Below are 16,104 nucleotides of genomic sequence, written 5' to 3'. Positions count from 1 at the left end.
GCGAACTTACAAAAAAACGCTCCATAAATTCAAAAATTTATAGAGCGTTTTTTAAACAAATTAAATTCATCTCGAACTTAAGACTTCACTAGTTTATCCTTTTTCATTTTAGGATTAACTGTATTTTTTACCAAACTTTTTGTCTGTAAATCATCCAATACATTCAAAGCCTCTTCTACATAAACATCTTTAGATAATGCTTGGTGCCAAGCATCTCTTTTCTCTTTTAAAGAAGCATCTGCTTTCATTTCTTCTTCTTCATACGGAAGAGATTTAAAAATCAGATCGTTTTTGTAATCAGAAATTGGCTTATATTTTTTTCCTTCATTTTCAACTTGTTCCTGAGTTTCTTTAAAACTCTTTATATTCAAGCTATAAACGTTTTCTTTGTTTTTAACATCGATCCATTTTGCATTATCATCAATTAATTTGAATTGAGGATTTTGTGCAATTCTATTTCTACTGTTATTGATAGCTTTAGTAAAGTTTTCGTTAGAAGTCCATGTACTATAATCAGCCGGATCAATTTTATCCCAAGGCATAGCATTATCAATATCTCTCTCGCCCATTTTTAGGTAAGCATAACGATCTGGCATTACTACATCACTATGAACACCTTCAAGCTGTGTAGAACCTCCGTTAATTCTATAAAATTTCTGTCCTGTAATTTTCAATGCACCAAGATCTCCATAATTTGCATTACGAACAAACTGATTCAAATCTAGTACATTTTGTACAGTTCCTTTTCCGTAAGTTTGTTTACTTCCGATAATTACACCACGTTTGTAATCCTGAATTGCAGCTGCTAAGATCTCAGATGCCGAAGCAGAAAAACTGTTTACCATGATAACCAATGGACCATCCCATTCGATTTTTTTATCTTTATCATATAAAACTTCTTTCTTTTTACCAGCAGATTTCACCTGAACAATTGGTCCTTCTTCGATAAATAAACCAGCAATATCAACAACTGTAGAAAGAGATCCTCCACCGTCATCACGAACGTCTAGAACAATACCGTTAACGTTTTCTTGTTTCAATCTTTCTACCTCACGCGCAATATCTTTTCCAGCATCACGTCCGTCTTTATTTTCAAAATCGATATAGAATTTAGGAAGATAAATCACTCCATATTTCAAACCATTTTTCTCAACAACACTAGATTTAGCATAGGTTTCTTCAATTTCAACAACATCACGAATGATAGAAATTACTTTGATAGAACCATCTACTTTTTTAACTGTCAGTTTTACTTCAGTTCCTTTGTGACCTTTAATTTTCTTCACAACATCATCCAAACGCATACCCACAACATCTACCGGCTCTTCATTTCCTTGAGCCACTTTTAAGATCAAATCTCCAGCCTCAAGCTGTTTTCCTTTCCAAGCTGGACCTCCAGAAATTAATTCATCAATTTGAGTGAAGTCATTTTTCTTAGTCAAACGAGCTCCAATACCTTCTAGTTTTCCGCTGATATTTACATCAAAACGATCTTTTTCTTCTGGCGCAAAATAGCTTGTATGAGGATCAAAACGAGTCATGATAGAATTCAAATACACAGAAAACCAGTATTCTCTATTTAAATCTTTAATTACGCTAAAATTATCATCTAGAGATTTTAAAGAGCTTTCTCGAGTTTCTTTTTCTAAAGTTTCAAAAGATTTCTCTTTGTAAGCTGGATCTTTTTTCTTCTTTTCTTCCTCAATTTTTTGTTTTGTAACTAAAGAAGAAAGAGTTGACAATTTGATTTGTTTTCTCCATCTTTCATTAATCTCAGTTAAGTTTTTTGCATACGGCATTTTCTCATAATCCGCATCAAAATTCTCATCTACATTGTAGTTAAATGGCTGAGCCAAAATTGTTTTGTAACGTTTTTTACTTTCCTCCATACGTTTCATCAGCCTTGTGTAAGTAAGGTTGAAGAAAGTAATATCTTTATTCAAAAATTGATCATCAAGCATTAATTCATACTGTTTGAATTCGTCAATATCTGATTGGAGGAAAAATCTTTTTGATGGGTCTAAAGCATCGATATAATCCTTGAAAATACCTTTTGAGAACTCATCATTTATTTCTGCTGGACTATAATGTCCTTTTTCAATAACAAATGCTAGTAATTCTAAAAGTGTCTTGTCTCTATTCGGATCTGGGTCGATTGTCCTATCGGCATTCATCTTAAATGCAAATAATGTAAGCGATAAGCACAATACGGCTATGAGTATCTTATAATTTCTTTTCATAAACTTTATAATAGCATTCATCAATTTTTTTATCTAAGTTACGTTAAAAACTATGCCACGAGAGCTAACGCTTCGATAATTTTTTGTTAAAGATATAAAAATGTTTAATTCGTAAAAAAGTTCTTTACCTTAGATGACAAATTTTGCATTATTTGTGACTTCTCGCAAATAATTGTGATTAATTTTGTTCTTAAAATCTTACAATTGTTAAAACTACACATAATTTTTATTAAATGAAAGCTGAAAAACCACTTATATTAGTTACCAACGATGATGGTATTTTGGCTCCCGGAATTAGAGCCCTTATTAGCGTTATGGAAACAATAGGCGATGTTATTGTTGTTGCGCCAGACAAACCACAAAGTGCAATGGGACACGCCATAACAGTCAACAATACTTTATTTATAGATAAAATCTCCAAAGATGATGACACAATTGCAGAATACAGCTGTTCTGGAACTCCTGTAGATTGCGTAAAACTGGCAGTAAACGAAATCTTGAAACGCAAACCCGATTTATGCGTTTCGGGAATCAATCACGGATCAAATTCTTCTATTAATGTTATTTATTCTGGAACCATGAGTGCTGCTGTTGAAGCCGGTATAGAAGGCATTCAGGCAATCGGATTTTCTCTTTTGGATTTTGATTGGAACGCCGATTTTGAACCGATTAAGTCTTTCGTAAAAAAAATTGCTTTAGAAACTCTAGCCAATAAACTTCCTCCAGGCGTGGTTTTAAACGTCAACTTTCCGAAATTAAAAGAATCTGAAATTAAAGGGATTAAAGTTTGCCGTCAAGCGAAAGCCTACTACTCGCAAAAATTCGATAAAAGACAAACTCCTTTTGGAAAAGATTATTACTGGCTTGCTGGCAAATTTGTAAACGAAGATAAAGGAGAAGATACCGACGAATGGGCTTTGGCTAACGGATACATCTCGGTCGTTCCTGTACAATTTGATTTGACTGCCCACCACTCTATTCAGCAACTTAACACTTGGAAATTAAATGACTAAAGAAATAGTAATCGGTTTTTTAATCGGAATTTTTACGGCTCTTTTAGGAAGTTATCTGTTCATCTCTTTTTTTACCACATTTGACATTTCACAAGGATTTCAAATGATTCGAGAATACGGATATCTTGGAAAAATAATTACCATAGGAACACTTTTAGATCTTGGCGTATTTGCGATTCTTCTTAAAAGAAATAAAGAATATATGGCCCGAGGCGTTATTTTAGCCGTGATTGTATTGGCAATTTCTACATTAGTTATTTAAATCTTATCTTTGCTAAGTTCCCTTAAATGGTTACAACTTTAGCACATTTACAAAAAAGACCAACATGAAATATTACATAATTGCAGGAGAAGCCTCTGGAGATTTACATGGTTCAAACTTAATGAAGGCATTATATGTTGAAGATCCAGAAGCAGAAATTAGATTTTGGGGCGGAGACCTAATGCAGAAAGCAGGCGGAACTTTGGTAAAACATTATCGCGATCTAGCTTTTATGGGGTTTATTGAAGTGGTTTTCAATTTAAAAACCATTTTAAACAATATTAAAATCTGCAAAAAAGACATCACGGAGTTCAAACCAGATGTGATTATTTTTATTGATTATCCTGGTTTTAATATGCGTATTGCTAAATGGGCAAAGGAACTAGGCTATAAAACGCATTATTATATTTCTCCGCAAATTTGGGCTTGGAAAGAAAACCGAATTAAAGCAATCAAACAAGACGTCGATAAGATGTATGTGATTTTGCCTTTTGAGAAAAGTTTCTACGAAGACAAACACCATTTTCCTGTAGATTTTGTTGGGCATCCGCTTATTGATGCGATTCAGAATCAGCCTGCTTTTGATGAGGCTTTGTTTAGAAAAGAAAATAATCTAGGCGAAAAACCAATTATTGCTGTTCTGCCAGGAAGCCGTAAACAAGAAATTACAAAAATGTTGAGCGTGATGCTAAGTGTTGTAGATGATTTTCAGGATTACGAATTTGTTATTGCTGGCGCTCCAAGTCAGGAATACGAATTTTATCAGCAATTCTTAAAAAATAAAAATATCGCGTTTGTTTCTAATAAAACTTATGATTTACTTCGTTCTTCGACAGCTGCGTTAGTAACTTCTGGAACTGCCACTCTTGAAACCGCACTTTTTAAAGTACCCGAAGTGGTTTGCTATAAAGGAAGTGAAGTTTCGTATCAGATTGCAAAACGCATTATCACTTTAAAATACATTTCTCTTGTAAATTTAATTATGGATCAAGAGGTTGTAACCGAGTTGATTCAAGGAGATTGCAACAAAAAACGAATAAAAGAAGAGCTTCAAAAACTATTAGAGCCTAGCCATCGCAATAAAGTGCTACAAAATTACGATATATTAGAACAAAAACTTGGCGGAGTTGGTGCGAGTAAAAACACAGCAAAACTCATTGTTGCCGATTTAAAACAAACTAATTAATCCATTTTGAAAAGAATACTCCTTTTTCTGCTTTTAGCGATCGCTTTTACTTCTTGTAAATCGACTTCTTCTGCTGTAAACAAAAACGAATCTAAAAAAGAAAACAGAGCTTTGGTTAATAATTTAATTGAAAAAGCGACCGATAACATTGGCGTTCGTTATAAAGCCGGTGGAACTACAAGAAGCGGATTTGATTGTTCTGGATTAGTTTACACTACTTTTGAAAGTGAAAACATCCAACTTCCAAGAAGTTCTTACGATCAAGCAAAAATTGGAAAAGTAATTCCGTTAAACGATGCCAGAAAAGGCGATTTAATTTTCTTTAAAACCAATAAAAGCAGACAAATTAATCACGTTGGATTGATTACAGAAGTCAATTCTGATGAAGTAAAATTTGTTCATTCTTCTACTTCAAAAGGTGTAATTATTTCTTCTACAAAAGAACCTTATTATAAAAACTCCTTTGAACAAGTAAACAGAGTTCTTCCTTAAAAGAATTATTTTTATTATTTTTCTTACAAATATTTAATACTTTTACACCATGAAAGTATTAGATTTTCCGTTAGTAAAAATTACAATTGCCTTTATACTTGGCATAATTGCTTCTTATTACCTGCATTTTTCAATTTCTCTGATCTCTTTATCTGTTTCAATTAGTTTTATAGGATTTTGCGGAGCTTTCTTTTGGAGTTTAAGACATAATAAGAAATCTATCTTATTTGGAAATCTGAGCTATATTTTATCTTTCTGCATTGGAGCATTAACGCTTTTATGCCACACTCAAAACCTTCAAAAAAGCAATTACACACATTGCCAGACAGCCTTTAAAAAACCACAATTTGTCACATTAATTTTAAGGGAAAAATTAAAAAGCAACGATTATAGTGATCGTTACATTGGTCTTGTAAAAACAATATCGGGAAAGGCTTATTCGGGAAAAATAATTGTAAACATTCAGAAAGACAGCGCCAAAAACCCTTTAATTGTAGGGAATAACATTAACGTTCAAACGATTTTACAGCAAAATAAGCCCAGCAAAAATCCAAATCAATTTGATTACAGCAAATATTTGGCAGACAAACAAATCTATGCGCAGATTTATTGTCAGAAGAAAGAAGTTTTGGTCAGCAAAACGATTCAAAAAGACATCTGGTATTATTGTGCCAAATTGCATTCGAGAATAATTTCAAATCTTGAAAAATCTAAATTTAATAACGCTGAAATGAATGTTGCCTTGGCTTTAATTTTAGGCCAGCAGCAAGAGATTTCGCAAGATATTATCCAAGATTACCAATATTCTGGAGCTACTCATATTTTATCTGTTTCGGGACTTCATGTGGGCTTTATAATGCTTTTCATCACTTTCATTCTTAAACCGATTCCAAACACAAGGAAAGGTTCTTTTTTAAAACTGACTTCGATTCTAATTTCTTTGGCTGGTTTTGCAATAATTTCTGGCTTATCTCCCTCAGTTTTAAGGTCGGTAGTTATGTTTTCATTTGTTGCGATTGGAAGTCATTTACGTCGAAACGGAAATATCTACCATACTTTACTAGTTTCTATTTTATTGATATTGCTTTTTGAACCCTATTTTTTATTTGATGTTGGTTTCCAATTAAGCTATATCGCACTATTTTTTATTCTTTGGCTACATCCTATTTTAAAAGACATTTATAAACCAAAGAACAAGTTGGCAGCTTATATCTGGGAAGCTTTGACCGTTTCTCTTGCGGCACAAATTGGTACTCTACCATTGTGTCTTTACTATTTCCACCAATTTCCAGGTTTATTTTTTGTCACAAATATTATCATACTTCCAGTTTTATCATTTATTATGATTGCTGGAATTGTAGTAATGATTATCGCCATTTTTACCAGTCCGCCGTTATTTGTTACAATGATTTTTGAAAAAAGCATTTATTTGCTAAATCTTATGATTCATGCTGTGGCTTCCGTTGACTCATTTGTCATTAGAGATATCAGTTTCAATTTTTATCATTTATGGGCGTTCTCACTCTTTATAATTGGCAGTATAATCTGGATTAAAAAACCCAGCTTTAATAAATTGATTCTAGTGCTTGCCTCAATTATTTTGATCCAAATTTCTTTTATTTTAACTAAAGTTGAAACCGAAAACAAAGAAGAATTGATTGTTTACAATGAAAAAAACAATACCCTGATTTCTGAACGTTCAGGAAAAAACATTACACTTTATACTCGAGATACCATTCAAAAGAGCGTCAATAAAAGAAATATAAATTCTTATCTCGTTGGAAATTCAATTGCTTTGTCTAAAATCAAAGAGATTAAAAACGTGCTTTACTTTAAAAACAACAAAATTCTGATAATTGACAGCACAAAAGTTTTTTCCGAAAAAATTCAGCCAGATATTTTAATACTTACTCAAACTTCAAAAATAAATCTAGATCGAGTGCTGGAAAATATTCGTCCAAAAGTTGTTATTGCAGATGGTTCTAATTCCAATTCAATTCAGAAATATTGGAAAAACAGCTGTCATAAAAAAAATATCCCTTTTCATTCAACAAAAGAAAAGGGATATTATCAATTATGATTTTTATTCTGGGTTTAAAATCGAATTAGATTCTGAAATCCAAGTTTTAACGCCAGAACTTGTATAAGCAATAAGCCCTAATTTATTAAAATTTGTTTTTCCCTTTCTGATCGTCACCTCAGAAAAGCATACTTGAGGAATGTCTTCGATACCAAAAGCATTCTTCAACATTAGATTTTGTTCTTTAACAGCATCAGAAGCTGAGGGATCTGAAAGGTCTAGTTTTACCAAGATAACATTTTTGCGCGACCATTCTTCAAAATCTCTCGTAGCAAAAATTTCATTCTGCAGCTGAGGATTTACTCCTTGAGCAGTAAAGAAAATCAATAACGGCTTCCTTTTCTCTGCACTCACAGTTACAGCATCATTGATGTCGGTTTTCCAAATTATATTTTGAGAATTCATACAAAATGGACTTAAAAATAGCAGTAGGATAAGTAGATTTTTTGGCATATAATTTTGGTTTTGGTTATGTTAATAAAACTAAAATTAATACAAAAACAGAATCCAATAAAGATTTTAAGCAATTAAAAATCAACTTATAAGAATTAAAATCAAATTAATAATATATGTGCTATTTTTTAATAAATGTAAAACAAACACCAAGTAAAATAATCAAATTATCGATTACTGAATTTAAGCACAAAAAAAATCCCCTTCTGCAAAACAGAAAGGGACTAAAAAAAATTAAAATAAAAGTCGAATGAAATCGTTTATTATTCTACTGGATGCAAAATTGCATTAGATTCTGCAATCCATGCTTTCGCTCCTCCAGGTTTATAGGCTATTTTTCCTAAAGCGCTAAATGTCGTTTTGTTTTTTCTTACTGATGCCATTGCGAAACATACTTCTGGAAGATCTTCAACTCCAAATGCATTTTTCAATTTTACATTTTGTTCGCGATCGCTATCTGAAGCATTCATATCAGATAAATCTAATTTTACTAAGACCACGTTGTCTCGTGACCAAACAGCAAAATCAGGCGTTTTAAAGATTTCGTTTTGAAGATTTTCTGGTACACCTGAGGCAGTGAATAGAATTAACATTGGTTTTTTCTGGTCATTACTTATAGCAATAGCATCTGTCATGTTTGTTCTCCATGCTAAGTTTTGTGCTTGCATCATAAATGAACCTAAAAAAAACAGTAGGATAAGTAATTTTTTAGTCATATAAATTGGTTTTGGTTAGATTAGCAAGACGAAATTAACATTATATTTTAATTATCCAAATTATATTAATACAAAAAATACATTATGTGTTTTTTTACATATAATAAAATATAAAATACTCAATTTTAAAGTTTTTTTCTAAAGAATTTTTCCTACTAAACAAAAAAGGTCCCCTACAGAGTAGGAGACCTTTCATTATTTTTTAAAATCTAGATTTACATTTTCTTAGGATGCACTATTCCTTCTGCAACCGTTAACCAAGCTGATGGTCCGCCGGCAACATATCCTGTTTTACCAAGACCTTTAAAGTTAACCCTTCCATCTTTTGTCTCTGCACTAGTAAAGAAAACCGTCGGAAAACCTTGAATTCCGAAAGCTTGCTGCAATTCGTTATTCTGACTTTTAAGTTCTGGTGTCTGAGGAACAGATCTTGGATAATCTAACTCAACTAAAACTACATTATCTGTTGCCCATTTTTTAAACTCAGCAGTCTTTAAAACTTCATTTTGCAAACGAATACACCAACCACACCAATCACTGCCTGTAAAAAACATCAGCATAGGCTTCTGTTCTTTGTTACTTACAGTAATTGCTTCTCTAACATCTGTATACCATTTTAATTCTTGCGCCTGTAAATTCACGGCACCAATTAAAAACAAAGCAATAAGTACTATTTTTTTCATAATGGAAATTTTATACAAATTTATGCAAAAACTAATTACGATATAATTATTTAACTTCTTGCATTAATCTTCTGATTAGCGGAGTTAGAACAATAAATGCAATACCTGCAACAAGAGCATATACAGCTAATTGATAATATCCATCTGTATAAGCAATAAGTTTAGACATTAATGTAGTTCCGGTATTGGCATCAGACATTTCAGCCCCTAATTTTCCTGCAGCAAACTGACCAAATGCACTTGACAAAAACCATAATCCCATAATCATTCCGAACAATCTTTTAGGCGATAACTTTGTTATCACAGACATTCCGATTGGACCAATACATAACTCCCCCAGTGTATACAAAAGATATCCTAAAGCAAATACATCCAACGAACTTAATCCGTCTTGGTTTACAAAATATCTAGCAGCATAAAAGATAAAGAAACCTGCCGCCAATAAAATAAATGACAAACCAAATTTAATAACTGTATTAGGCTCTATTTTTCGTTTAGACATATAGATCCACAAAAAGCCTAATAATGGGCTAAAAATAATAACATAAAGTGAATTTATGCTATTATTCACCACATTTGGATCGATATTAAAAAACAATAATTTATTGGTCAAATTATCTTTCGCAAATAACGACAATGACCCCCCTGACTGTTCAGAAATTGCCATAAACATAAAATATGCAAAAATAAAGATGAAGGCAGCAAAAAATTTAAGTTGTTGCTTTCTCTCTTTTATCATTATCAATTCATATAAAAAATATCCCAATGCCAAAACCCCGATAGTATACATAAAATACTCTGTAAAATCAGAATTGATAACCATTATGTAAACCAATGGAATTACAGCAAAAGAACCTAAATAAACTGCTGTTTCGTATAGATTACGTTTTTTAGGTGCATGATTTTCTAACGGAGAATTTCCAATTGGCGCCAAATGTTTTTTAGTCAAAAGAAAAGTTATAACTCCTATGATCATTACAATTGCAGCAGAAAGAAAACAAAGACTCCATGAATAATTTTTCCCTAAGTAAATTGGTATTGCGCCTCCCAGCATTCCTCCAATATTAATCCCGGCATAGAACAATCCATATCCAGCGTCACGACGTCCATCGCTCTCATGATACAATTCACCTACCATTGAAGAAACGTTTGGTTTAAAAAAACCGGTTCCAATAATAGAAAGTGTTATTCCATAATAAAAGAAATCATGCGGATTTGCTGCAATAAGCAAATTCCCCAAAATCATCACGATTCCTCCAAAAAGAAGTGATTTTTTAAAACCTAAAATTTTGTCAGCAAAAATTCCACCGATAAAAGTAAATGCATATACAAAAGCCTGAATGGCCCCATATTGCAAATTTGCTTTCCCTTCAACCAAACCTAATTGATCTACCATGAAAACTGCCAAAACCCCTCTCATTCCGTAGAAACAGAAACGTTCCCACATTTCAACCAAAAACAAGTACCACAATTGTTTTGGGTACTTGCCCTTAAAATTTTGAATTTCTTCTAAAGTAATATTGTTTTCCATTCTAATTATCTAACACCGTGCATTAATTTTTTCAATAGTGGTGTTAAAGCAAATAATAAAATTGCAGCAATACCTGTCAGTACAACAAATACCATAAAGAATTCATATAAATTATGGATTTCAAACCCAGCAAAAATTGGATTTTGTGCACTAATCTGATGATGATCCAACAAAGCCAATTGGTCTGCTGAAAGCGTTATTTTTTTATCTAAAACTGCCTGAAGATCGATTCCTAATTCTTTTGCTTTTGCAAATTTATCACCAGTTGCTGGCAAGATAGAACCTAAAGTTCCTCCTAAAGCATATCCTGACGCATTTGACAAAAAGAAAACTCCGTATAATAATGATGCAAACCGTTTTGGAGACAATTTACCAACCAATGATAATCCAATTGGAGATAAACATAACTCTGCACAAGTATTTAAGAAATATAATAAAATAAGCCATTTAACCAATAAAAGTCCAGAAGTTCCGATATAAGAAACTTGAGTTGCAATCATAAAGAAACTGATCGAAATAATTACTAATCCCGCAGCTAGTTTTACTGGAGAAATTGGCTCTTTTCCTTTAGCTCTTAAAGTATCCCAAAGAACACTGAAAGGAACTGCTAAAACCACAACGAATAATCCGTTAAAAATCTGAACCATCGACGGTGGCATTGCCCAACCAAAGAAATGTCTGTCTGTTTGGTTATCTGCAATAAAAGTTAAAGAAGAACCTGCTTGCTCAAACGCCGCCCAGAAGAAAATAATAAAGAACGACACGATGTAGATTACATAAATTCTATCTCTTTCAACCTTAGTTAGAGAAGTATCAGAGATAATTAATCCTGCTAATGCCAAACCACTTGAATAAATCAAAGTATAAATCAAGTTCTGACCTACCACATAATGGAAAAAGAATCCTAAAGCAACAAACGCAATTCCTGCACCAATAAGAGCTTTTGTAGAAAAGTTTGCCTGTTGCGCTTCTCCTTCTTCAAAGTCTGAAGCATCATTTTTAGAAGGAAGTCCTCCCAATGGTTTCCCTTCTGGAGAAACAACATATTTGTTTTTTAAGAAGTAGAAAAGAACCGTTCCTAACAACATTGCAGTAGAAGCTGCTAAGAATCCCCATCTGAAAGCGTGGATATCTCTAATTCCGCCTGCATCTTTAACATCTCCTAATAAAGGGCAGATAGACTGACCTAAAAATGCTCCGATGTTAATTCCCATATAGAAAATAGTAAAAGCACTATCTAATTTGGTTTTTTCTTGTTTTGGATACAAACTTCCAACCATACTAGAAATGTTCGGTTTGAAGAATCCGTTACCAAAAACAATTACTCCTAAAGCAGAGTACATGATGATTTTTGCTAAACCTAAGTTAGATCCAAAAACACTTCCGCTAGTAAACAAAAGCAATTGTCCAATTGCCATTAATAACCCTCCTAAAAGAATACAGTTTCTGTTTCCTAAATAACGGTCGGCAACAAAACCACCTAACATTGGTGTTAAATAACAAAGTCCAAGAAAACCTCCATAAATTAATGACGCTTCCTCTTCCTTCATCAATAATGAATTTACAAGAAATAAAGTCAATAAAGCTCGCATTCCATAAAAATTGAACCGCTCCCACATCTCCGTTCCAAATAATACCCAAAGCCCTTTTGGATGCGCTGTTTTTACTTGAGTTTCTCCCATATTATTCGTTTATTTAATTAGGTTTTAATTATTTTTAGATTATAAATTTTCTTTGATAAAGTTTGTCATTTTGGTATAAAGCTGAACTCTCGTTTTTCCGCCATAAATACCATGATCTTTATCTGGGTAAATTTGAGAATCAAATTGTTTATTTGCCTGAATTAAAGCTTCCATCATCTGCATTGTGTTCTGAACATGAACGTTGTCATCTGCAGAACCGTGAATCAATAAGAACTTTCCTTTCAATTTATCAACGTGATTTATAGGAGAGTTTTGGTCGTATCCACTTGCATTCTCTTGCGGAGTCTGCATGTATCTTTCTGTGTAAACACTGTCATAAAATCTCCAGTTTGTAACTGGTGCAACAGCAATTGCCATTTTAAACACATCGTTTCCTTGGAAAATACAGTTAGAAGCCATAAATCCACCGTAGCTCCATCCAAAGATTCCAATTCTTGAAGCATCAACATAAGGATAAGCACCAATTACTTTTGCTGCGTCAATCTGGTCTTCAACTTCGTATTTCCCTAATTCTTTTTGAGTTACTTTTTTAAAATCAGCTCCTTTATAACCTGTTCCTCTTCCGTCAACACAAGCTACGATGTAACCTTGCTGTGTTAATGAAGCGAACCAGTAATCATTAGAATTATTCCACTGATTAGCTACTTGTTGAGAGCCTGGACCAGAGTATTGGAACATGAAAACAGGATATTTTTTTGAAGGATCAAAATCTTTTGGTTTTAAAATCCATGCATTTAATTCGTTTCCTTTTGCTGTTTTTAAAACAAAATATTCTTTTACAGGAAGGTCATACGCTTTCAATTTGTCAGCAAGAGCTTGATTATTTTCGATAACCTGAATTTCTTTTCCTGTTTTAGCCTCATTCAAAGTATAAGTTGTAGGCTGTGTATTGCTCGAGAAAGTTGTAATAAAGTACTGGAAATTTGGACTAAAAGTTGCTGCACTTGTTCCAGTTTTTGAAGACAAACGTACTTTGTTTTTTCCGTCTAAACCAATTCTGTAAAGATCTCTGTTAATAGAACCATTTTCTGTAGACTGGTAGAAAATAGTTTTTGTTTTTTCGTCGAAACCGTAGTATGAAACCACTTCCCAGTTTCCTTTTGTAACTTGATTTTTAAGTTTTCCGTTTTTATCATACACATAGATATGATTAAAACCGTCTTTTTCGCTTGTCCAGATAAAACTGTTGTCTTTCAAGAAAGTCAAATTATCAGTAACATCAACGTAAGCTTTATCTTTTTCATTTAAAACTACTTTTGAACTAGCAGTAGCACCATCAATAAACAGTATATCTAAATTATCTTGATGACGGTTTAAAACCTGTGCAGAAAGCACATTGGCATCATTTGTCCACTGCATTCTCGCAATGTAGAAATCATTATATTTTCCTAAATCTACTTTTTTAGTTGCTCCAGCAGCCACATCATAGATGTGCAACGAAACTTCTGAGTTCTTTTCTCCAGCTTTAGGATATTTAAACGTTTCAATTTTTGGATATAAATCTTTCTGAAAGATTGACATTGAAAACTCAGGAACCTGACTTTCGTCAAAACGAATATAAGCTACTTTTTTACTGTCTTTACTCCAGTCGAAAGCACGAACAAATGCAAATTCTTCCTCATAAACCCAGTCAGTAATACCGTTTATTACCGCATTTTTCTTTCCATCTGTTGTAATAGCCGTAGATTTTTTTGAAGCCACGTCATATACATATAAGTTATTTTCTTTTGCGTAAGCGATTTTTGTTCCGTCAGGTGAAAATGTTGGTTCTTGAATCTGAAAATCAACAAGTTTAATCAGAGATTTTGTTGCGATATCATAAAGGAAATAATCAGCAGTAAATGAGTGACGGAAGATTTTATTAGTATTACAAGCAATTAAAATCTTTTTTTCTGAAGCATCAAAGGTGTAGCTATTAATTCCGCTGGCAAGTTCTTTGTAGTTTTTAGTATCGATAAGATTTGATACTTTTTTAAGCGTCGCAAAATCGTATAAATCAATCTGCATACTTCTGCTCGCCTGGTCAACATTTAAAACAGTATATTGATTTGTATTTTTTAGCGATTGTAGTTCATCCATTCCTTTTGCCCGGAAAGTACCGCTAAAAACATTTTCGACAGTTATCTTCTGCTGTCCAAAAACAACTGCAGTTAAGAATAAAAGTACTGCAGTAAATTTGCTTGTATTCATTAGAATTATTTTAAATATAAAAAGAGCCCAATTTTAGTAAAAAAAATAAACATAATACACATTTTAAGTGTTAAATGTTAAAAAAAATAACGATTGCGTACTTTCATGTCTGAAATAGATTGCAATCAAAACTCTTAAAATAGTATCTTTGCCGCAACATTATTATTTAATATATTGAGAATGAACAACGCTGTTGCCGGATTTTCTAAATTATCCAAAAAAGAAAAAATTGACTGGATTTCAAATGAGTATTTTTCAAATCCTGAAGAGGCACAAAATATTATAAGAAATTACTGGAATTCAGACAAAAAGCTTCAGCAGCTTCATGATGAATTTATAGAAAATACTATTACAAATCTTTACATCCCACTTGGAGTTGCGCCTAATTTTCTGATTAACGGAAAATATAAAACCATTCCGATGGCAATTGAAGAGAGTTCTGTCGTTGCAGCAGCTTCTAAAGCAGCAAAATACTGGTCAACAAGAGGCGGTTTTAAAGCTACAATTATAGATACAGAAAAAATTGGTCAAGTTCATTTCACTTATAGTGGTGATGCTGAAAAATTAAATAACTTCTTTGACCAAATCAAACCAAAATTCTTTTCAGAAACGCAAAGCATTACCAAAAACATGCAGCAGCGTGGTGGAGGTATCCTTGATATTAAACTAAAAGACAAAAGAAGTTTACTAGAAAATTACTATCAGCTTCATGCTACTTTTGAAACCAAAGATAGCATGGGAGCCAATTTCATCAATTCTTGTTTAGAGCAATTTGCTACTACCTTAAAAGAAGAAGCCCAAAATTCTGATTTATGTCAAAATGGTGAAAAGCTAGAAGTTGTAATGAGCATTCTTTCTAACTATGTACCTCATTGCCTTGTTAGAGCCGAAGTTTCTTGCCCTATTGAAGATTTAGCAGAAAAACACATTACCAATCCTCAGGAGTTTGCTGAACGTTTTATTCAGGCAGTTCAAATTGCAGAAATTGAACCTTTTAGAGCAGTTACACATAATAAAGGCATCATGAATGGTGTAGATGCTGTGATTCTGGCAACAGGAAATGATTTTAGAGCTGTAGAAGCTGGCGTACATGCTTATGCTTCCAGAAATGGTCAGTATGCAAGTTTATCTCATGCCAAAATAGAAGACGGAATATTTACCTTCTGGCTTGAAATTCCTCTGGCAGTTGGTACTGTTGGCGGTTTAACTTCTTTGCATCCTTTAGTAAAATTATGCTTAGAAATTTTAGAAAAACCTTCTGCTCCAGAATTAATGGAAATCGTAGCTGTTGCAGGATTGGCACAAAATTTTGCTGCATTACGTTCCTTAACTACAACAGGAATTCAGGAAGGACACATGAAAATGCACCTTAACAACATTATCAATCAATTTGAAGCTACCGATGAAGAACGTCATTTAATCAAATCACACTTCAAAAAAACAGCCGTTTCTCACAGCGCTGTGGTAGAATTTATTGAGAACTTAAGAAAACAAAATAAATAAAATTCCAAAAATTATAGCTTCCAAATAAAATTCCAAATTCCAACGCTAATTG

Annotated in this window: 13 protein-coding genes; 6 read left to right on the top strand and 7 right to left on the bottom strand. The window is 32.8% G+C overall.

Translation table 11 applies throughout. The features are described from left to right. Positions 1-77: 77 nt before the first annotated feature. Positions 78-2,261, bottom strand: a complete 2,184-nt coding sequence (locus DMB71_RS15785) for a carboxy terminal-processing peptidase (protein WP_111367708.1) — start codon at positions 2,259-2,261, stop codon at positions 78-80. A 212-nt stretch (positions 2,262-2,473) separates the two neighbouring features. Here DMB71_RS15785 and surE point away from each other — a divergent pair, with 212 nt between their 5' ends. The 5 genes from surE to DMB71_RS15760 all read left to right on the top strand — a co-directional run bounded on the left by surE (position 2,474) and on the right by DMB71_RS15760 (position 7,273). Then, positions 2,474-3,253 carry a 5'/3'-nucleotidase SurE gene (gene surE / locus DMB71_RS15780; RefSeq protein WP_111367706.1) on the top strand — a complete coding sequence of 260 codons (780 nt, stop codon included), beginning with the start codon at positions 2,474-2,476 and terminating at the stop codon, positions 3,251-3,253. Then, entirely contained in the window at positions 3,246-3,515 is a 270-nt protein-coding gene (locus tag DMB71_RS15775) for a hypothetical protein (protein ID WP_111367704.1), read from the top strand. The genes surE and DMB71_RS15775 overlap by 8 nt, the downstream gene beginning before the upstream one ends. Positions 3,516-3,579: 64 nt before the next feature. Further along, the gene (gene lpxB, locus DMB71_RS15770; RefSeq protein ID WP_111367702.1) at positions 3,580-4,701 is read left to right on the top strand and encodes a lipid-A-disaccharide synthase; all 1,122 of its coding nucleotides are present in this window, start codon (positions 3,580-3,582) and stop codon (positions 4,699-4,701) included. A 6-nt stretch (positions 4,702-4,707) separates the two neighbouring features. Beyond that, positions 4,708-5,193 (top strand): C40 family peptidase, encoded by a 486-nt coding sequence (locus DMB71_RS15765; RefSeq protein WP_111367700.1) that lies wholly within the window; start codon positions 4,708-4,710, stop codon positions 5,191-5,193. Positions 5,194-5,242: 49 nt separating this feature from the next. Next, positions 5,243-7,273 carry a ComEC/Rec2 family competence protein gene (locus tag DMB71_RS15760; protein WP_111367698.1) on the top strand — a complete coding sequence of 677 codons (2,031 nt, stop codon included), beginning with the start codon at positions 5,243-5,245 and terminating at the stop codon, positions 7,271-7,273. Positions 7,274-7,276: 3 nt separating this feature from the next. On the opposite strand, the gene DMB71_RS15755 is transcribed toward DMB71_RS15760, so the two are convergent. From DMB71_RS15755 to DMB71_RS15730, 6 genes are all read right to left on the bottom strand, one after another. Then, entirely contained in the window at positions 7,277-7,726 is a 450-nt protein-coding gene (locus DMB71_RS15755; RefSeq protein WP_204251797.1) for a thioredoxin domain-containing protein, read from the bottom strand. 263 nt (positions 7,727-7,989) lie between these two features. Then, a complete protein-coding gene (locus tag DMB71_RS15750; protein ID WP_111367694.1) occupies positions 7,990-8,442 on the bottom strand; it encodes a thioredoxin domain-containing protein in 453 nt (150 codons plus the stop codon). A 215-nt stretch (positions 8,443-8,657) separates the two neighbouring features. After that, positions 8,658-9,125 (bottom strand): thioredoxin family protein, encoded by a 468-nt coding sequence (locus tag DMB71_RS15745; protein ID WP_111367692.1) that lies wholly within the window; start codon positions 9,123-9,125, stop codon positions 8,658-8,660. A 46-nt stretch (positions 9,126-9,171) separates the two neighbouring features. Continuing rightward, positions 9,172-10,656, bottom strand: coding sequence for a peptide MFS transporter (locus DMB71_RS15740; protein WP_111367690.1), 1,485 nt, complete (start codon positions 10,654-10,656; stop codon positions 9,172-9,174). Positions 10,657-10,661: 5 nt separating this feature from the next. Further along, positions 10,662-12,338, bottom strand: coding sequence for a peptide MFS transporter (locus DMB71_RS15735; RefSeq protein WP_111367688.1), 1,677 nt, complete (start codon positions 12,336-12,338; stop codon positions 10,662-10,664). A 39-nt stretch (positions 12,339-12,377) separates the two neighbouring features. Further along, positions 12,378-14,549, bottom strand: coding sequence for a S9 family peptidase (locus DMB71_RS15730; RefSeq protein WP_111367686.1), 2,172 nt, complete (start codon positions 14,547-14,549; stop codon positions 12,378-12,380). A 180-nt stretch (positions 14,550-14,729) separates the two neighbouring features. On the opposite strand from DMB71_RS15730, the gene DMB71_RS15725 reads away from it, so the two are divergent. After that, positions 14,730-16,052, top strand: coding sequence for a hydroxymethylglutaryl-CoA reductase, degradative (locus tag DMB71_RS15725; RefSeq protein ID WP_111367684.1), 1,323 nt, complete (start codon positions 14,730-14,732; stop codon positions 16,050-16,052). Positions 16,053-16,104 lie beyond the last annotated feature (52 nt).

It is taken from the genome of Flavobacterium tistrianum, from assembly GCF_003254545.1.
Lineage (GTDB): Bacteria > Bacteroidota > Bacteroidia > Flavobacteriales > Flavobacteriaceae > Flavobacterium > Flavobacterium tistrianum.
Note: the sequence above shows the minus strand (reverse complement) of the source record. Positions and strands in the feature narration are given on the sequence as shown.

Coding starts and splice junctions, on each gene's coding strand:
- DMB71_RS15785 (WP_111367708.1), bottom strand. CDS start 2,261: ATGAATGCTATTATAAAGTTTATGAAAAGAAATTATAAGATACTCATA.
- surE (WP_111367706.1), top strand. CDS start 2,474: ATGAAAGCTGAAAAACCACTTATATTAGTTACCAACGATGATGGTATT.
- DMB71_RS15775 (WP_111367704.1), top strand. CDS start 3,246: ATGACTAAAGAAATAGTAATCGGTTTTTTAATCGGAATTTTTACGGCT.
- lpxB (WP_111367702.1), top strand. CDS start 3,580: ATGAAATATTACATAATTGCAGGAGAAGCCTCTGGAGATTTACATGGT.
- DMB71_RS15760 (WP_111367698.1), top strand. CDS start 5,243: ATGAAAGTATTAGATTTTCCGTTAGTAAAAATTACAATTGCCTTTATA.
- DMB71_RS15755 (WP_204251797.1), bottom strand. CDS start 7,726: ATGCCAAAAAATCTACTTATCCTACTGCTATTTTTAAGTCCATTTTGT.
- DMB71_RS15750 (WP_111367694.1), bottom strand. CDS start 8,442: ATGACTAAAAAATTACTTATCCTACTGTTTTTTTTAGGTTCATTTATG.
- DMB71_RS15745 (WP_111367692.1), bottom strand. CDS start 9,125: ATGAAAAAAATAGTACTTATTGCTTTGTTTTTAATTGGTGCCGTGAAT.
- DMB71_RS15740 (WP_111367690.1), bottom strand. CDS start 10,656: ATGGAAAACAATATTACTTTAGAAGAAATTCAAAATTTTAAGGGCAAG.
- DMB71_RS15735 (WP_111367688.1), bottom strand. CDS start 12,338: ATGGGAGAAACTCAAGTAAAAACAGCGCATCCAAAAGGGCTTTGGGTA.
- DMB71_RS15730 (WP_111367686.1), bottom strand. CDS start 14,549: ATGAATACAAGCAAATTTACTGCAGTACTTTTATTCTTAACTGCAGTT.
- DMB71_RS15725 (WP_111367684.1), top strand. CDS start 14,730: ATGAACAACGCTGTTGCCGGATTTTCTAAATTATCCAAAAAAGAAAAA.